At 63.9% G+C, this 14,228-nt stretch carries 10 protein-coding genes; 7 read left to right on the top strand and 3 right to left on the bottom strand.

The window, feature by feature from the left end:
- Positions 1–57 precede the first annotated feature (57 nt).
- From ugpA to ugpQ, 4 genes are read left to right on the top strand one after another with little or no spacing between them, the layout of a single operon-like run.
- The gene (gene ugpA / locus ABIC51_RS27150) at positions 58–942 is read left to right on the top strand and encodes a sn-glycerol-3-phosphate ABC transporter permease UgpA (RefSeq protein ID WP_119338273.1); all 885 of its coding nucleotides are present in this window, start codon (positions 58–60) and stop codon (positions 940–942) included.
- Positions 939–1,784: a sn-glycerol-3-phosphate ABC transporter permease UgpE gene (ugpE, locus tag ABIC51_RS27145; RefSeq protein ID WP_027788562.1), complete on the top strand. Its 846-nt coding sequence runs from the start codon at positions 939–941 to the stop codon at positions 1,782–1,784. The genes ugpA and ugpE overlap by 4 nt, the downstream gene beginning before the upstream one ends.
- 32 nt (positions 1,785–1,816) lie before the next feature.
- Complete coding sequence (locus ABIC51_RS27140) at positions 1,817–2,902, top strand: sn-glycerol-3-phosphate import ATP-binding protein UgpC (RefSeq protein WP_027788561.1); 1,086 nt, start codon at positions 1,817–1,819, stop codon at positions 2,900–2,902.
- Between the two features lie 28 nt (positions 2,903–2,930).
- The gene (gene ugpQ, locus ABIC51_RS27135; protein ID WP_175862504.1) at positions 2,931–3,695 is read left to right on the top strand and encodes a glycerophosphodiester phosphodiesterase; all 765 of its coding nucleotides are present in this window, start codon (positions 2,931–2,933) and stop codon (positions 3,693–3,695) included.
- A 163-nt stretch (positions 3,696–3,858) separates the two neighbouring features.
- Here the strand turns inward: ugpQ and ABIC51_RS27130 are convergent, their stop codons facing one another.
- Positions 3,859–4,590, bottom strand: a complete 732-nt coding sequence (locus ABIC51_RS27130; protein WP_027788559.1) for an OmpW/AlkL family protein — start codon at positions 4,588–4,590, stop codon at positions 3,859–3,861.
- Positions 4,591–4,783: 193 nt separating this feature from the next.
- On the opposite strand from ABIC51_RS27130, the gene ABIC51_RS27125 reads away from it, so the two are divergent.
- The 3 genes from ABIC51_RS27125 to ABIC51_RS27115 all read left to right on the top strand — a co-directional run bounded on the left by ABIC51_RS27125 (position 4,784) and on the right by ABIC51_RS27115 (position 12,041).
- Entirely contained in the window at positions 4,784–5,497 is a 714-nt protein-coding gene (locus tag ABIC51_RS27125; protein WP_027783329.1) for a transposase, read from the top strand.
- A 288-nt stretch (positions 5,498–5,785) separates the two neighbouring features.
- Positions 5,786–10,489 carry a glutamate synthase-related protein gene (locus ABIC51_RS27120; RefSeq protein ID WP_027788558.1) on the top strand — a complete coding sequence of 1,568 codons (4,704 nt, stop codon included), beginning with the start codon at positions 5,786–5,788 and terminating at the stop codon, positions 10,487–10,489.
- An 85-nt stretch (positions 10,490–10,574) separates the two neighbouring features.
- The gene (locus ABIC51_RS27115) at positions 10,575–12,041 is read left to right on the top strand and encodes a glutamate synthase subunit beta (protein ID WP_021162703.1); all 1,467 of its coding nucleotides are present in this window, start codon (positions 10,575–10,577) and stop codon (positions 12,039–12,041) included.
- 60 nt (positions 12,042–12,101) lie between these two features.
- Here ABIC51_RS27115 and ABIC51_RS27110 read toward each other — a convergent pair whose 3' ends face one another.
- Positions 12,102–12,500, bottom strand: a complete 399-nt coding sequence (locus tag ABIC51_RS27110; RefSeq protein ID WP_027788557.1) for a hypothetical protein — start codon at positions 12,498–12,500, stop codon at positions 12,102–12,104.
- A gap of 76 nt (positions 12,501–12,576) precedes the next feature.
- The gene (locus ABIC51_RS27105; protein WP_354006705.1) at positions 12,577–13,710 is read right to left on the bottom strand and encodes a lipid II-degrading bacteriocin; all 1,134 of its coding nucleotides are present in this window, start codon (positions 13,708–13,710) and stop codon (positions 12,577–12,579) included.
- Between the last annotated feature and the right edge of the window lie 518 nt (positions 13,711–14,228).

The following is a 14,228-nucleotide window of genomic DNA, read 5'->3' as shown; positions in this document are numbered from 1 at the left end:
GTGCGGGCCGGCCGGCGGCGCGGTTTCCTTTCCGTTTCGCCTGACCGGATATCCGCGATGCAATCCCGTTCCCGTTTCGGCACGAGCCTGCTGCCGTACCTGCTGATCGCGCCGCAACTCGCGATCACCGCCGTGTTCTTCCTGTGGCCGGCCGGCGTCGCGCTGTGGCAGTCGACGCAGATGCAGGACGCGTTCGGCACGTCGAGTGAATTCGTCGGCTTCGCGAACTTCACGCACCTGTTCGGCGATCCGCTGTATCTCGATTCGTTCCGCACGACGCTCGTGTTCAGCACGCTCGTCACGGTGAGCGGGCTCGTCGTGTCGCTGCTGCTCGCCGCGTGCGCGGACCGCGTGACCCGTGGCGCGCGCACATATCGCACGCTGTTGATCTGGCCGTACGCGGTCGCGCCGACGATCGCCGCCGTGCTGTGGGCGTTCCTGTTCAATCCGAGCATCGGCCTGATCACCTATGCGCTCGCGAAGGGCGGCATCGTGTGGAACCACGCGCTGAACGGCGGGCAGGCGATGTTCCTCGTCGTGCTCGCGTCGGTGTGGAAGCAGGTGAGCTACAACTTCCTGTTCTTCTACGCGGGCCTGCAGGCGATTCCGCGTTCGCTGATCGAGGCGGCGGCGATCGACGGCGCGGGGCCGGTGCGACGCTTCTTCAACCTCGTGCTGCCGCTGCTGTCGCCCACCAGTTTCTTCCTGCTGGTCGTCAACCTCGTCTATTCGTTCTTCGACACGTTCCCGGTGATCGACGCGGCCACCGGCGGCGGCCCCGCGCAGAGCACGAAGACGCTGATCTACAAGATCTACGCGGAAGGCTTCCAGGGGCTCGACATCGGCAGCTCCGGCGCGCAGTCGGTCGTACTGATGATCATCGTCGTCGGGCTCACGGTGATCCAGTTCCGTTTCGTCGAACGCAGGGTGCAATACGCATGATCGAAAATCGCAAGGGTTTCGACCTGTTCTGCCACGCGGTGCTGATCGCGGGCGTCGTGCTGATCGTGTTCCCCGTCTACGTCGCGTTCTGTGCGGCGACGATGAGCGCGCAGGAAGTGCTCACGGTGCCGCTGTCGCTCGTGCCGAGCACGCACCTGTTCGAGAACATCGCCTATATCTGGGGCCACGGCAGCGGCGCCGCGACGGCGCCGTTCGGCCGCCTGCTCGTCAACAGCTTCGCGATGGCGCTCGGCATCTCGGTCGGCAAGATCGCGGTGTCGATCCTGTCCGCGTACGCGATCGTCTATTTCCGCTTCCCGTTCCGCAACACGGCGTTCTGGCTGATCTTCGTCACGTTGATGCTGCCGGTGGAAGTGCGGATCTTCCCGACCGTGCAGGTCGTGTCGACGCTGCACCTGACGAACACCTACGCCGGGCTGACGCTGCCGCTGATCGCGTCGGCCACCGCGACGTTCCTGTTCCGGCAGTTCTTCATGACGCTGCCCGACGAACTGATGGACGCCGCGCGCATCGACGGCGCGGGGCCGATGCGCTTCTTCTGGGACGTCGTGCTGCCGCTGTCGAAGACGAGCATCGCGGCGCTGTTCGTGATCACGTTCATCTATGGCTGGAGCCAGTACCTGTGGCCGATCCTGATCACGACGGAAGCATCGCTGTCGACGGCGGTGGTGGGCATCAAGATGATGATCGCGAGCGGCGACGCCGCGACCGAATGGCAATACGTGATGGCGGCGACGCTGCTGGCGATGATTCCGCCGCTCGTCGTCGTGCTGGCGATGCAGCGCTGGTTCGTGCGCGGCCTCGTCGATTCCGAGAAATGAACCACGGACGGTAACCGGGAGAAGGACCAGGTATGGCTGCGCTGAGCTTGAAGGGCGTCAGGAAATCCTACGACGGCAAGCAGCACGTGCTGCATGGCATCGACGTGGAGATCGCCGACGGCGAATTCATCGTGCTGGTCGGCCCGTCGGGCTGCGGCAAGTCGACGTTGCTGCGGATGATCGCGGGGCTCGAGACGGTGACGGACGGCGAGATCGCGATCGGCGAGCGCGTCGTCAACACGCTGGAGCCGAAGGATCGCGACATCGCGATGGTGTTCCAGAACTATGCGCTGTATCCGCACATGACGGTCGCGCAGAACATGGGCTACGGGCTGAAGATCCGCGGGATCGAGCGTGCGACGATCGACTCGCGGGTGGCGGCGGCCGCGAAGATCCTCGAACTCGAGCCGCTGCTCGCGCGGCGCCCGCGCGAGCTGTCGGGCGGCCAGCGGCAGCGCGTCGCGATGGGGCGCGCGATCGTGCGCGAGCCGTCGGTGTTCCTCTTTGACGAACCGTTGTCGAACCTCGACGCGAAGCTGCGCGTGCAGATGCGGCTCGAGATCCAGCGGCTGCATGCGCGGCTCGCGACGACGAGCGTCTACGTGACGCACGACCAGATCGAGGCGATGACGCTTGCGCAGCGTGTGATCGTGATGAATCGCGGCTACGCGGAGCAGATCGGCGCGCCGGTCGACGTGTACGAGAAGCCGGCGACGGTGTTTGTCGCGGGCTTCATCGGCTCGCCCGCGATGAACCTCATGCACGGCCGGCTGTCGGACGACGGCGCGACCTTCACGGTCGCGGGCGGCGGCCCCGCGCTGCCGGTCGCCGGCGCACCCGGCATAGGCGCGGAGATCGCCACCGGGCGCGACTGGGTGCTCGGCGTGCGTCCGGAACACATGACACCGCAGCCGGGCGTCGCGCAGGCGACGCTGCCGGTCGACTCGTGCGAGCTGCTCGGCGCGGACAACCTCGCGCACGGCCGCTGGGGCAACCACGACGTCGCGGTGCGCCTGCCGCACGCGGACCGCCCCGCGCGCGGCACGGCGCTGGCCGCAGCACTGCCCGCGCACCGGCTGCATTTCTTCGATCCGGAGACCGGCAAGCGTGCCGGCTGAACCTGCTGCACCTGCCGGGAGACTGATGATGACAACCCGTACCGACTGGCCCTATCCGCGCGTCGTCGCCCATCGCGGCGGCGGCACGCTCGCGCCGGAGAACACGCTCGCCGCGCTCGACGAGGGCGCGCGACGCGGTTACCGGATGGTCGAGTTCGACGCGAAGCTGTCGGCCGACGACGTGACGTTCCTGCTGCACGACGACACGGTCGACCGGACGTCGAACGGCCAGGGGGCGGCGGCGGGCATGCGCTATGCGGCGCTGGCCGAGCTCGACGCGGGGGCTTGGCTCGACGCGCGCTTCGCGGGCGAGCGGATGCCGACGCTCGAGGCGGCGGCGGCACGCTGCATCGCGCACGGGCTGGCCGCCAACGTCGAGATCAAGCCGTGCCCGGGGCGCGAGCGCGAGACCGGGCAGCGCGTGGCGGCCGACGCGGCCGCGTACTGGCGCGATGCGGCGGTCCCGCCGCTGCTGTCGTCGTTCTCGTTCGATGCGCTGCAACAGGCGCGCGAGACCGTGCCGGCGCTGCCGCGCGGGATGCTCTACGAGTCCGTGCCGGACGACTGGCATGCGCAGGTCGTCGGCGCGCTCGGCTGCGTATCGTTGCATGCAGACCACAAACGGCTCGACGAACTGCTCGTGCGCGCGATCAAGGCGGCCGGGCTGCGCATCCTGGTGTACACGGTGAACGACCTCGAACGGGCGCGCGAACTCGCGCGTTGGGGTGTCGACGCGATCTGCACGGACCGCATCGACCTGATTGGTCCCGATGCGCTGGACGACATCGCGTAGCGCCCGGTCCCGCGCGATGGCGGGCAAGGGAAGACCCTGAGACAAAAAAACGACGCCCCGGCGGGATTTCGCCGGGGCGTTTTACATCGTGGAGACGTTACGTCACGAAAATTCCGCTACAAATTGCAGCAGGATTAACCATTCCCCAAATATTCGACTACGCTTAGAAGCGGTAACCGACGTTCAGGTACGTGACGATCGGGTTGAGCGAGATCTTCGCTTTCGACGTTTCGGTCAGGGTGCCGACCGGCGTCCGGCGGGCCGTCGTGAAGGTTGCGGTCACGCTGACCGGGATGTACGAGAGCGACAGGCCCGCGAACCAGTGTTTCGTGAAGTTGTACGTGAAGCCGGCGTTGAACACGGGCGCCCACTGGTTGCTGGTCGTCGCGCTGGTCGGACCGCCGAGCACGCCGTTCTCGAAGCTGCTGTTCGTGATCTTTGCGCCGGTGAACCAGACGTACGTCGCGCCGACGCCGACATACGGACGGAACTTCGCGTTGGCGTCGTTGAAGTGGTAGCGAAGCAATACGGCGGGGCTCCACTGGTACGCACGGCCGAGTACGCCGAACTTTTCGAACTGACCCTTGCCGGTAATGTCGAACTTCGGCGGTATCCCCATCACGAGCTCGGTGGAGATGTGGTCGGTGACGAAGTAGCCAGCGGCGAGCCCGAGCGTATCGGCGTCGTTGATGCCGGCGCCCGTGTTGGGAATCGATTGGTTGATGGGCGTGCCGCCGACGCGATACAGGAACAGCGGGTCGCTGCTGTCCTGCGGCGACAGGTGCAGCCAGCCGGTGCTGACGTAGAAATCACCTGCGGATTGTGCATGTGCCGTACCGCCCGCGAACGTGAATGCGAGCGCTGCGGCCCCCGTAATGGCCAGTTTTCGTTTCATTGTGTCTCCTCCGATCTAAGGCGTGCTCATTATGACGACTGCGTTTAAAACCAAACAAGCTCGTAAGTTAGAGTTTTCACCCTAGGATTAGTACGACCGTACGTATCCGCGCACCGACAGGACGGGCATTCTACGCAGGTGCGCACTTTCGGACCTCCGGGTATTTCCTAACGCGTTCAAACGGACATTCAGCATGGCACGGTTAGCCCGACTCTACGTTCCCGACCAGCCGCAGCACGTGATACTGCGCGGCCTGGATCAGCAACCCGCGTTCGTCGACGACCAGGACTACGAACTCTTCATCGACTGCCTGAAGGCCGCCGCGCGCGATCACCACCTGTCGGTGCATGCCTATGTGCTGCTGCCGCGCCAGGTGCAACTCCTCGTGACCCCGAGCGACGAGGCGAGCCTGCCGAAGGCGATGCAGGCCGTCGGCCGTCGCTACGTCGCGCATTTCAACCGGCGCTATTCGCGGCGCGGCACCCTGTGGGAAGGCCGCTACCGCGCGACCGTGATCGAAGGCGAGCGCTATTTCCTGCTCGCGAGCCGCGTGGTCGAGATGAGCCCGGTACGCTCGCAACTCGTTGCGACGCCCGAAGCCTATCGCTGGTCGAGCTACCGGCATCACGTCGGGCTCACCGTCGACAGCCTGATCACCGACCATCCGCTCTACTGGGCGCTCGGCAATACGCCGTTCGACCGCCAGCGCGCGTACAAGGAGCTGTGCGAGCAGCCGCTCGACGAGCGGCAGGCCGACCAGCTGCAGCAGGCGACGCTGAAAGGCTGGGTGCTCGGCGGCGAGAACTATCGCGAGTGGGCGGCGCGCACGGCAAACCGGCGCGTGTCGCCGCTGCCGCGCGGACGCCCCAGAAAGGTGCGCGAGAACACGCCGCCGATCCAGCAGTAACGCCGGAAAGGCGGGCCAGAAGCGGCGCTGCGGGCGCCGCTTCTTTTTGCACCAAAATGATACGGCCCCAATAAAACGGCACCAGATCGAAGCATCCGTTTAATTGGGGTTCGATCGAGCGGTTTTTGTTGCTATTCCCTTGATTCGTCGCGTATATTCCGAATTCCGGTGGCCCGGGCGAAGCATGCCCACCCACTGTCGGCCGCGCCGTCTCCCGTCGGGAGCGGGATCGACGGCAACAAGAAAATGGTTCAACGGCCTCCAGGCCCCCTTTACGACGGTGTCCCCATGAACGACCACCAGCAGCCGCTCGCCGCGGTGCCCGCCGCACAAGGTCTGTATGACCCGCAAAACGAACACGACGCCTGCGGCGTCGGCTTCGTCGCTCACATCAAGGGCAAGAAGAGCCACGAGATCATTCAGCAGGGTCTGAAGATCCTCGAGAACCTCGACCACCGTGGCGCGGTCGGTGCCGATCCGCTGATGGGCGACGGCGCGGGCATCCTGATCCAGATTCCGGACGCGTTCTATCGCGAGGAAATGGCGAAGCAGGGCGTGAACCTGCCGCCGGCCGGCGAATATGGGGTCGGCATGATCTTCCTGCCGAAGGAAAACGCATCGCGTCTCGCGTGCGAGCAGGAGCTCGAGCGCACGGTGAAGGCCGAAGGCCAGGTCGTGCTCGGCTGGCGCGACGTGCCGGTCGACCACGCGATGCCGATTTCGCCGACCGTGAAGGCGAGCGAGCCGCTGATCCGTCAGATCTTCATCGGCCGCGGCAAGGACATCATGGTGACGGACGCGCTCGAGCGGAAGCTGTACGTGATCCGCAAGACGGCCAGCCACCGTATCCAGGCGCTGAAGCTCAAGCACGGCAAGGAATACTTCGTGCCGTCGATGTCGGCGCGCACGATCGTCTACAAGGGGCTGCTGCTCGCGGGCCAGGTCGGCGTGTACTACCGCGACCTGCAGGACGCGCGCGTCGTGTCGGCGCTCGCGCTCGTGCACCAGCGCTTCTCGACCAACACGTTCCCGGCATGGGAGCTGGCTCACCCGTACCGGATGATCGCGCACAACGGCGAGATCAACACCGTGAAGGGCAACGTGAACTGGCTGAACGCGCGTACCGGCGCGATCGCGTCGCACGTGCTCGCCGACGATCTTCCGAAGCTGTGGCCGCTGATCTACCCGGGCCAGTCCGATACGGCGTCGTTCGACAACTGTCTCGAACTGCTGGTGATGGCCGGCTACCCGCTCGTGCACGCGGTGATGATGATGATCCCGGAAGCGTGGGAACAGCACACGCTGATGGACGAGAACCGCCGCGCGTTCTACGAATACCACGCCGCGATGATGGAGCCGTGGGACGGCCCGGCCGCGATCGCGTTCACCGACGGCCGCCAGATCGGCGCGACGCTCGACCGTAACGGCCTGCGTCCGGCGCGCTACATCGTCACCGACGACGACCTCGTCATCATGGCGTCGGAAGCCGGCACGCTGCCGATCCCCGAATCGAAGATCGTCAAGAAGTGGCGCCTGCAGCCGGGCAAGATGTTCCTGATCGACATGGAACACGGCCGCATCATCGACGACAAGGAGCTCAAGGACAACCTCGCGAACGCGAAGCCGTACAAGAGCTGGATCGACGCGGTGCGCATCAAGCTCGACGAGATCGAGCCGAAGGCCGAGGAAGTCGCGGCCGGCCGTACGCAGGGCGCCGCGCTGCTCGACCGCCAGCAGGCGTTCGGCTATACGCAGGAAGACCTGAAGTTCCTGATGGCGCCGATGGCGCAGCAGGGCGAAGAGGCCGTCGGTTCGATGGGCAACGACTCGCCGCTCGCGGTGATGTCGAACAAGAACAAGACGCTCTATCACTACTTCAAGCAGCTGTTCGCGCAGGTCACGAACCCGCCGATCGACCCGATCCGCGAGAACATGGTCATGTCGCTCGTGTCGTTCATCGGCCCGAAGCCGAACCTGCTCGACACGAACAACATCAACCCGCCGATGCGTCTCGAAGTGTCGCAGCCGGTGCTCGACTTCAAGGACATCGCGAAGATCCGCGCGATCGACCAGTACACGGGCGGCAAGTTCAGCGCGTACGAACTGAACATCTGCTATCCCGTCGCCTGGGGCAAGGAAGGCATCGAGGCGCGTCTCGCGTCGCTGTGCGCGGAAGCCGTCGACGCGGTGAAGTCGGGCTACAACATGCTGATCGTGTCCGACCGCAAGACGGACGCCGAGCATGTCGCGATCCCGGCGCTGCTCGCCACGTCGGCGATCCACACGCACCTCGTCCAGCAAGGGCTGCGCACGAGCACGGGCCTCGTCGTCGAGACGGGCTCCGCACGTGAGACGCACCACTTCGCGCTGCTCGCGGGCTACGGCGCGGAAGCCGTGCACCCGTACCTCGCGATGGAAACGCTCGCGAAGATGGCCGAAGGCCTGCCGGGCGACCTGTCGCCGGAGAAGGCCGTCTACAACTTCACGAAGGCGGTCGGCAAGGGCCTGCAGAAGGTGATGTCGAAGATGGGCATCTCGACGTACATGTCGTACACGGGTGCGCAGATCTTCGAAGCGCTCGGCCTGTCGAGCGACCTCGTCGAGAAGTACTTCAAGGGCACGGCGTCGAAGGTCGGCGGCATCGGCCTGTTCGAAGTCGCGGAAGAAGCGATCCGCCTGCACCGCGACGCATTCGGCGACAACCCGGTCCTGCGCGACATGCTCGACGCGGGCGGCGAGTACGCGTACCGCGTGCGCGGCGAAGACCACATGTGGACGCCGGATTCGATCGCGAAGCTCCAGCACGCGACGCGCAGCAACTCGTACCAGACGTACAAGGAATACGCGCACCTGATCAACGACCAGACCAAGCGTCACATGACGTTCCGCGGCCTGTTCGAGTTCAAGGTCGAGCCGACCAAGGCGATTCCGATCGACGACGTCGAGCCGGCGAAGGACATCGTCAAGCGTTTTGCGACGGGTGCGATGTCGCTCGGTTCGATCAGCACCGAAGCGCACGCGACGCTCGCGATCGCGATGAACCGGATCGGCGGCAAGTCGAACACAGGCGAAGGCGGCGAGGACGAGAAGCGTTACCGCAACGAGCTGCGCGGCATTCCGATCAAGTCGGGCGAGACGCTGAAGTCGGTGATCGGCGACGAGATCGTCAGCGACATTCCGCTGAAGGACGGCGATTCGCTGCGCTCGAAGATCAAGCAGGTCGCGTCGGGCCGCTTCGGCGTCACCGCCGAGTACCTGGCATCGGCCGACCAGATCCAGATCAAGATGGCGCAGGGCGCGAAGCCGGGTGAAGGCGGCCAGCTGCCGGGCCACAAGGTGTCCGAGTACATCGGCAAGCTGCGTTACTCGGTGCCGGGTGTCGGCCTGATCTCGCCGCCGCCGCACCACGACATCTACTCGATCGAGGATCTGGCGCAGCTGATCCACGACCTGAAGAACGTGAACCCGAGTTCGAGCATCTCGGTGAAGCTCGTGTCGGAAGTGGGCGTGGGCACGGTCGCGGCCGGTGTCGCGAAGGCGAAGGCCGATCACGTCGTGATCGCCGGCCATGACGGCGGCACGGGCGCATCGCCGCTGTCGTCGGTGAAGCACGCTGGCACGCCGTGGGAACTCGGCCTCGCCGAAACGCAGCAGACGCTGGTGCTGAACCGCCTGCGCGGCCGGATCCGCGTGCAGGCCGACGGCCAGATGAAGACGGGCCGCGACGTCGTGATCGGCGCGCTGCTCGGCGCGGACGAATTCGGCTTCGCGACGGCACCGCTCGTCGTCGAAGGCTGCATCATGATGCGCAAGTGCCACCTGAACACGTGCCCGGTCGGCGTTGCGACGCAGGATCCGGTGCTGCGTGCGAAGTTCAAGGGCCAGCCCGAGCACGTCGTGAACTACTTCTTCTTCGTCGCCGAGGAAGTGCGCGAGATCATGGCGCAGCTCGGCGTCGCGAAGTTCGACGACCTGATCGGCCGCGCCGACCTGCTCGACACCCGCAAGGGCATCGAGCACTGGAAGGCGAAGGGCCTCGACTTCTCGCGCGTGTTCTACCAGCCGGAAGAGTGCGAGGACGTCGCACCGCGTCACGTCGACGTGCAGGATCACGGCCTCGAGCGCGCACTCGACCACGTGCTGATCGAGAAGGCGAAGGCGGCGATCGAGAACGGCGAGCACGTGTCGTTCATCCAGCCGGTGCGCAACGTGAACCGCACGGTCGGCGCGATGCTGTCGGGCGTGATCGCGAAGAAGCACGGCCACGAAGGCCTGGCCGACGACGCGGTGCACATCCAGCTGAAGGGCACGGCCGGCCAGAGCTTCGGCGCGTTCCTCGCGAAGGGCGTGACGCTCGACCTCGTCGGCGACGGCAACGACTACGTCGGCAAGGGCCTGTCGGGCGGCCGGATCATCATCCGTCCGACCAACGACTTCCGCGGCAAGTCCGAGGAAAACATCATCTGCGGCAACACGGTGATGTACGGCGCGATCGAAGGCGAATCGTTCTTCCGCGGCGTCGCGGGCGAGCGCTTCTGCGTGCGCAACTCGGGCGCGACGGCGGTCGTCGAAGGCACGGGCGACCACGGCTGCGAATACATGACGGGCGGTACGGTCGTCGTGCTCGGCGAGACCGGGCGCAACTTCGCGGCCGGCATGTCGGGCGGTCTCGCGTACATCTACGATCCGGAAGGCACGTTCGCGGCGAAGTGCAACAAGTCGATGGTCGCGCTCGAGCCGGTGCTGCAGCAGGCCGAGCAGGAGCGCACGGTCGACCGCGCACTCTGGCACGCAGGCACGACGGACGAAGCGCTGCTCAAGGGGCTCGTCGAGCGTCATTTCCAGTTCACGGGTTCGCCGCGCGCGAAGTCGCTGCTGGAAAACTGGGACGCGGCGCGCCGCCAGTTCGTGAAGGTGTTCCCGCACGAATACAAGCGCGCGCTGGGCGAGATCGGTGCGAAGAAGGCGGCGAAGGAAGAACTGGCCGCCTGAGCGACGAACGACATAGCGAATGCCGCGCGCGCCTGACGGCCGCGCGCGGCTCCCCCACCCGATACACCGAACAGAAGAGCACCTTATGGGCAAGGCAACCGGTTTTCTGGAGTTCGAACGCCGCCACGAGGCGTACGAAGCACCGCTCACGCGCGTGAAGCACTACAAGGAATTCGTCGCGGCACTGACCGACGCGGACGCGAAGGTCCAGGGCGCGCGCTGCATGGATTGCGGCATCCCGTTCTGCAACAACGGCTGCCCGGTCAACAACATCATTCCGGATTTCAACGATCTCGTTTACCGCCAGGACTGGCAGCAGGCGATCGAAGTCCTGCACTCGACCAACAACTTCCCGGAGTTCACGGGCCGCATCTGCCCGGCGCCGTGCGAGGCGGCATGCACGCTCGGGATCAACAACGATCCGGTCGGCATCAAGTCGATCGAGCACGCGATCATCGACAAGGCCTGGGCGGAAGGCTGGGTGAAGCCGCTGCCGGCCGAGCACAAGACGGGCAAGAAGGTTGCGGTCGTCGGTTCGGGCCCCGCGGGCCTCGCCGCCGCCCAGCAGCTCGCGCGCGCGGGCCACGACGTGACGGTGTTCGAGAAGAACGATCGTGTCGGCGGCCTGCTGCGTTACGGGATCCCCGACTTCAAGCTCGAGAAGTGGCTGATCGATCGCCGCATGCGCCAGATGGAAGCGGAAGGCGTGACGTTCCGCACCAGCGTGTTCATCGGCAAGGATCCGCTGCCCGAGTCGATCGGCAGTCTCGCGAAGGAAACCATTTCTCCGGACACGCTGAAGGAAGAATTCGACGCGGTCGTGATCGCGGGCGGTTCGGAAACACCGCGCGACCTGCCGGTGCCGGGCCGCGAGCTCGCCGGCGTGCATTACGCGATGGACTTCCTGCCGCAGCAGAACCGCGTGAACGCGGGCGACAAGCTCGCCGACCAGCTGCTCGCGAAGGGCAAGCACGTGATCGTGATCGGCGGCGGCGATACGGGTTCCGACTGCGTCGGCACGTCGAACCGTCACGGCGCGAAGCAGGTCACGCAGTTCGAGCTGCTGCCGCAGCCGCCGGAAGAGGAGAACAAGCCGCTCGTGTGGCCGTACTGGCCGATCAAGCTGCGCACGTCGTCGTCGCACGAGGAAGGCTGCGAGCGCGACTGGGCGGTCGCGACGAAGCGTCTCGAAGGCAAGAACGGCAAGGTCGAGAAGCTGATCGCCGCGCGCGTCGAGTGGAAGGACGGCAAGATGCAGGAAGTGCCGGGCTCGGAGTTCGAACTGAAGGCCGATCTCGTCCTGCTCGCGATGGGCTTCACGCAGCCGGCGGCGCCGGTGCTCGAAGCGTTCGGCGTCGCGAAGGACGCGCGCGGCAACGCGCGTGCGGCGACCGAAGGCGATCGCTCGTACTACACGTCGGTCGACAAGGTGTTCGCCGCAGGCGACATGCGTCGCGGCCAGTCGCTCGTGGTGTGGGCGATCCGCGAAGGCCGCCAGTGCGCGCGCTCGGTCGATGCGTACCTGATGGGGCATTCGAACCTGCCGCGATAAGCTGAATATCGCGAGCGGGTTTCGATGAGAGCCGGGCGTCCGAAAGGGCGCCCGGTTTTTTTATTTCTGATGCTGTGGGCGATCGCGGGCTTGTCCGGTTGGGGCGCCCAACGGATCGATGGTTCGCCCGTAGCTTGCAAGTTGCTCGTTGCAGTCGATCATCGCGGTGTATCGGGTTTCGTCAACGCGCAGCGGGAGTTCCCACACACCCAGCTTCCATGCGTGATACTGCGGCGCGCCGTCGAACCGGATGCTGTCCGGCGGTATCCCATGCGCTTCGAGAAGACGAGCCTGGACTTTTTTCCGTAGCGCATCGAGGGGCATGTCGGGGCAACTGCCTTCCGTTCTCTCATACCGGGAAGCCGCGACGACGATGAACAGCAGCGTATAGGCGCAGATTACTGCGCCAGCTAGCCAAAGAACTAGCCTGAGAACTCCGCGCATGGTTCTGGAAATCATGACGTGCCCGATGGGACGTAAAGAACATGTGTGATGGATTCGGGCAGCCACATTTCCGGAGCCGCCCGGCGGCATGCTAGCGAAGTGGGCGCATCAGTCCACCGAGCGACGGTCTATGGACTGCCTGAGGGGGGCGTGTGCCTGCATTCTTGACCGGCCGTTGGCCCGAGAACGAAAGACTTTTTTCGCCGAAAAAATTGATTTGATAGTCCTTGCGGCCCAGGATGGCGCCGAGCTTGGCCAGAAATGTCGTTGCAGCTTCCTGCAGGAATGGGCGGTTTGAGGGATCTGCATCGAATCTATCGGGATTGAGTGAGTAGTAGCCGTCAAACCGATATGTATCGTCCTCAAGCATCACAAGTGTGCCACGTATCCTGCCGGATACTCGCCCAAAAGTTGAGGCACTCCAGAGGTCCTTTGTTCCGTGATTGAAAATGTTGGTGCTGAAAGCCGTGTCGAACGAGTAGGTGCCGGGACCATATCCGGGATTCTCGATAGCCTTCGTTATTTCTTTGAAATCGGCGACACTCATTTTTAAGTTTAGAGATTCAATGTTGACGGTTCGTTGGGTCCCGTCTCCGTTTATCCAGTGATTAATTGCTTCAACGAACATCAATGGATTTCCATACGATGCAAATCCGCGCGTCGGAGGGATGCCGTGTGACTGACCAACGTAAATGCCGAATAATGCAGTGATGTTGGCATATTGCCCAGGTTCGAAGCTAAATCCATATTGGTTGGCGCCGGGTAAATGCTTGTAGCCACCAAGGGCAAGCCACGGGGTGAAGCCGCCCACCAGTGTTAGTTGATTTCGCCAGAACGCCGTATCGTTTTTGCCAAATACCTCAAGGTGTTTGAGAAACATCTCGGTGGCGCGGATCATGTTGCCCGTGTTTGCGAAAAGCAACATGAAATTCGATGTGCAATATTGATTGAAGCAAATAGAAGGTGCCGGCATTCCTGCGCCAGCATTGGCGCCGGGAATTTCGTTTGCCTTGATAGTGAAATCACCAAAATTAAAGTCGGGTGGCCTTGACTCAGTGATCAAGATGGGCGGGAGGACGTTACTCTGAGCCATGGCCGTCGCGTGCTTCAGTAGCATGCCAAATGGGAGCATAGTTGACGCAGCCAAAAGGCGTCGTCGCATCAAAGGCTGTTGCTTTTCTTCGGAGGCGTGGTTTGTATTTTTAAGAGGATTCCGTTTCATCATTTCATATCTCGCGTAGTGGTGATTTCAATGATTGATTCGCATACGTGAGAGTGGAACGGTCATATCTTTTTCTGCCGCCTGCAAGGATTTTGTCAGTCGCGCAATCATGGGGAAATCATCTGGGACGTCACTACGAAGCGAAATCGAAAGAGATTTGCGAGAGCACGCGGTCGCGCTCCCTTATCTCGAAATTGGTCGGGCGCCGGTTCTGGACACGGGGATGATGGGAGCGCGTGGCTGGTAGACCGACCAGCAACCGTTACGTATCGTCCGGGTAAGCGCAGAGAAAAGTCTAAATGCGGAAACGCTATCTCCTGTTGGCGGAGTAATGTGTCCAACAGTCACGGGAGATTGACTGAAGTGGCGGGGGCGTGTCGACGAATCTGGTCAGGATCACCCCATGATTCGTCACGACACCAAATTCTTTCATTTTGTAATGTTTCTTGCGAACTGTCATATCATGTCGCCCCTCGGGCCGCGTTCGCGGTCGATGCTCATGACTGACCCTATTTACAAGG

Source organism: Burkholderia sp. 572, assembly GCF_040545135.1.
GTDB lineage: Bacteria > Pseudomonadota > Gammaproteobacteria > Burkholderiales > Burkholderiaceae > Burkholderia > Burkholderia cepacia.
This window is presented reverse-complemented; position numbering and strand designations above follow the sequence as displayed.

Excerpts from the sequence above, each read along its gene's own strand:
- ugpA (WP_119338273.1), top strand. The coding sequence starts at position 58 with ATGCAATCCCGTTCCCGTTTCGGCACGAGCCTGCTGCCGTACCTGCTG.
- ABIC51_RS27140 (WP_027788561.1), top strand. The coding sequence starts at position 1,817 with ATGGCTGCGCTGAGCTTGAAGGGCGTCAGGAAATCCTACGACGGCAAG.
- ABIC51_RS27110 (WP_027788557.1), bottom strand. The coding sequence starts at position 12,500 with ATGATTTCCAGAACCATGCGCGGAGTTCTCAGGCTAGTTCTTTGGCTA.
- ABIC51_RS27125 (WP_027783329.1), top strand. The coding sequence starts at position 4,784 with ATGGCACGGTTAGCCCGACTCTACGTTCCCGACCAGCCGCAGCACGTG.
- ABIC51_RS27115 (WP_021162703.1), top strand. The coding sequence starts at position 10,575 with ATGGGCAAGGCAACCGGTTTTCTGGAGTTCGAACGCCGCCACGAGGCG.
- ABIC51_RS27105 (WP_354006705.1), bottom strand. The coding sequence starts at position 13,710 with ATGATGAAACGGAATCCTCTTAAAAATACAAACCACGCCTCCGAAGAA.
- ABIC51_RS27120 (WP_027788558.1), top strand. The coding sequence starts at position 5,786 with ATGAACGACCACCAGCAGCCGCTCGCCGCGGTGCCCGCCGCACAAGGT.
- ABIC51_RS27130 (WP_027788559.1), bottom strand. The coding sequence starts at position 4,590 with ATGAAACGAAAACTGGCCATTACGGGGGCCGCAGCGCTCGCATTCACG.
- ugpQ (WP_175862504.1), top strand. The coding sequence starts at position 2,931 with ATGACAACCCGTACCGACTGGCCCTATCCGCGCGTCGTCGCCCATCGC.
- ugpE (WP_027788562.1), top strand. The coding sequence starts at position 939 with ATGATCGAAAATCGCAAGGGTTTCGACCTGTTCTGCCACGCGGTGCTG.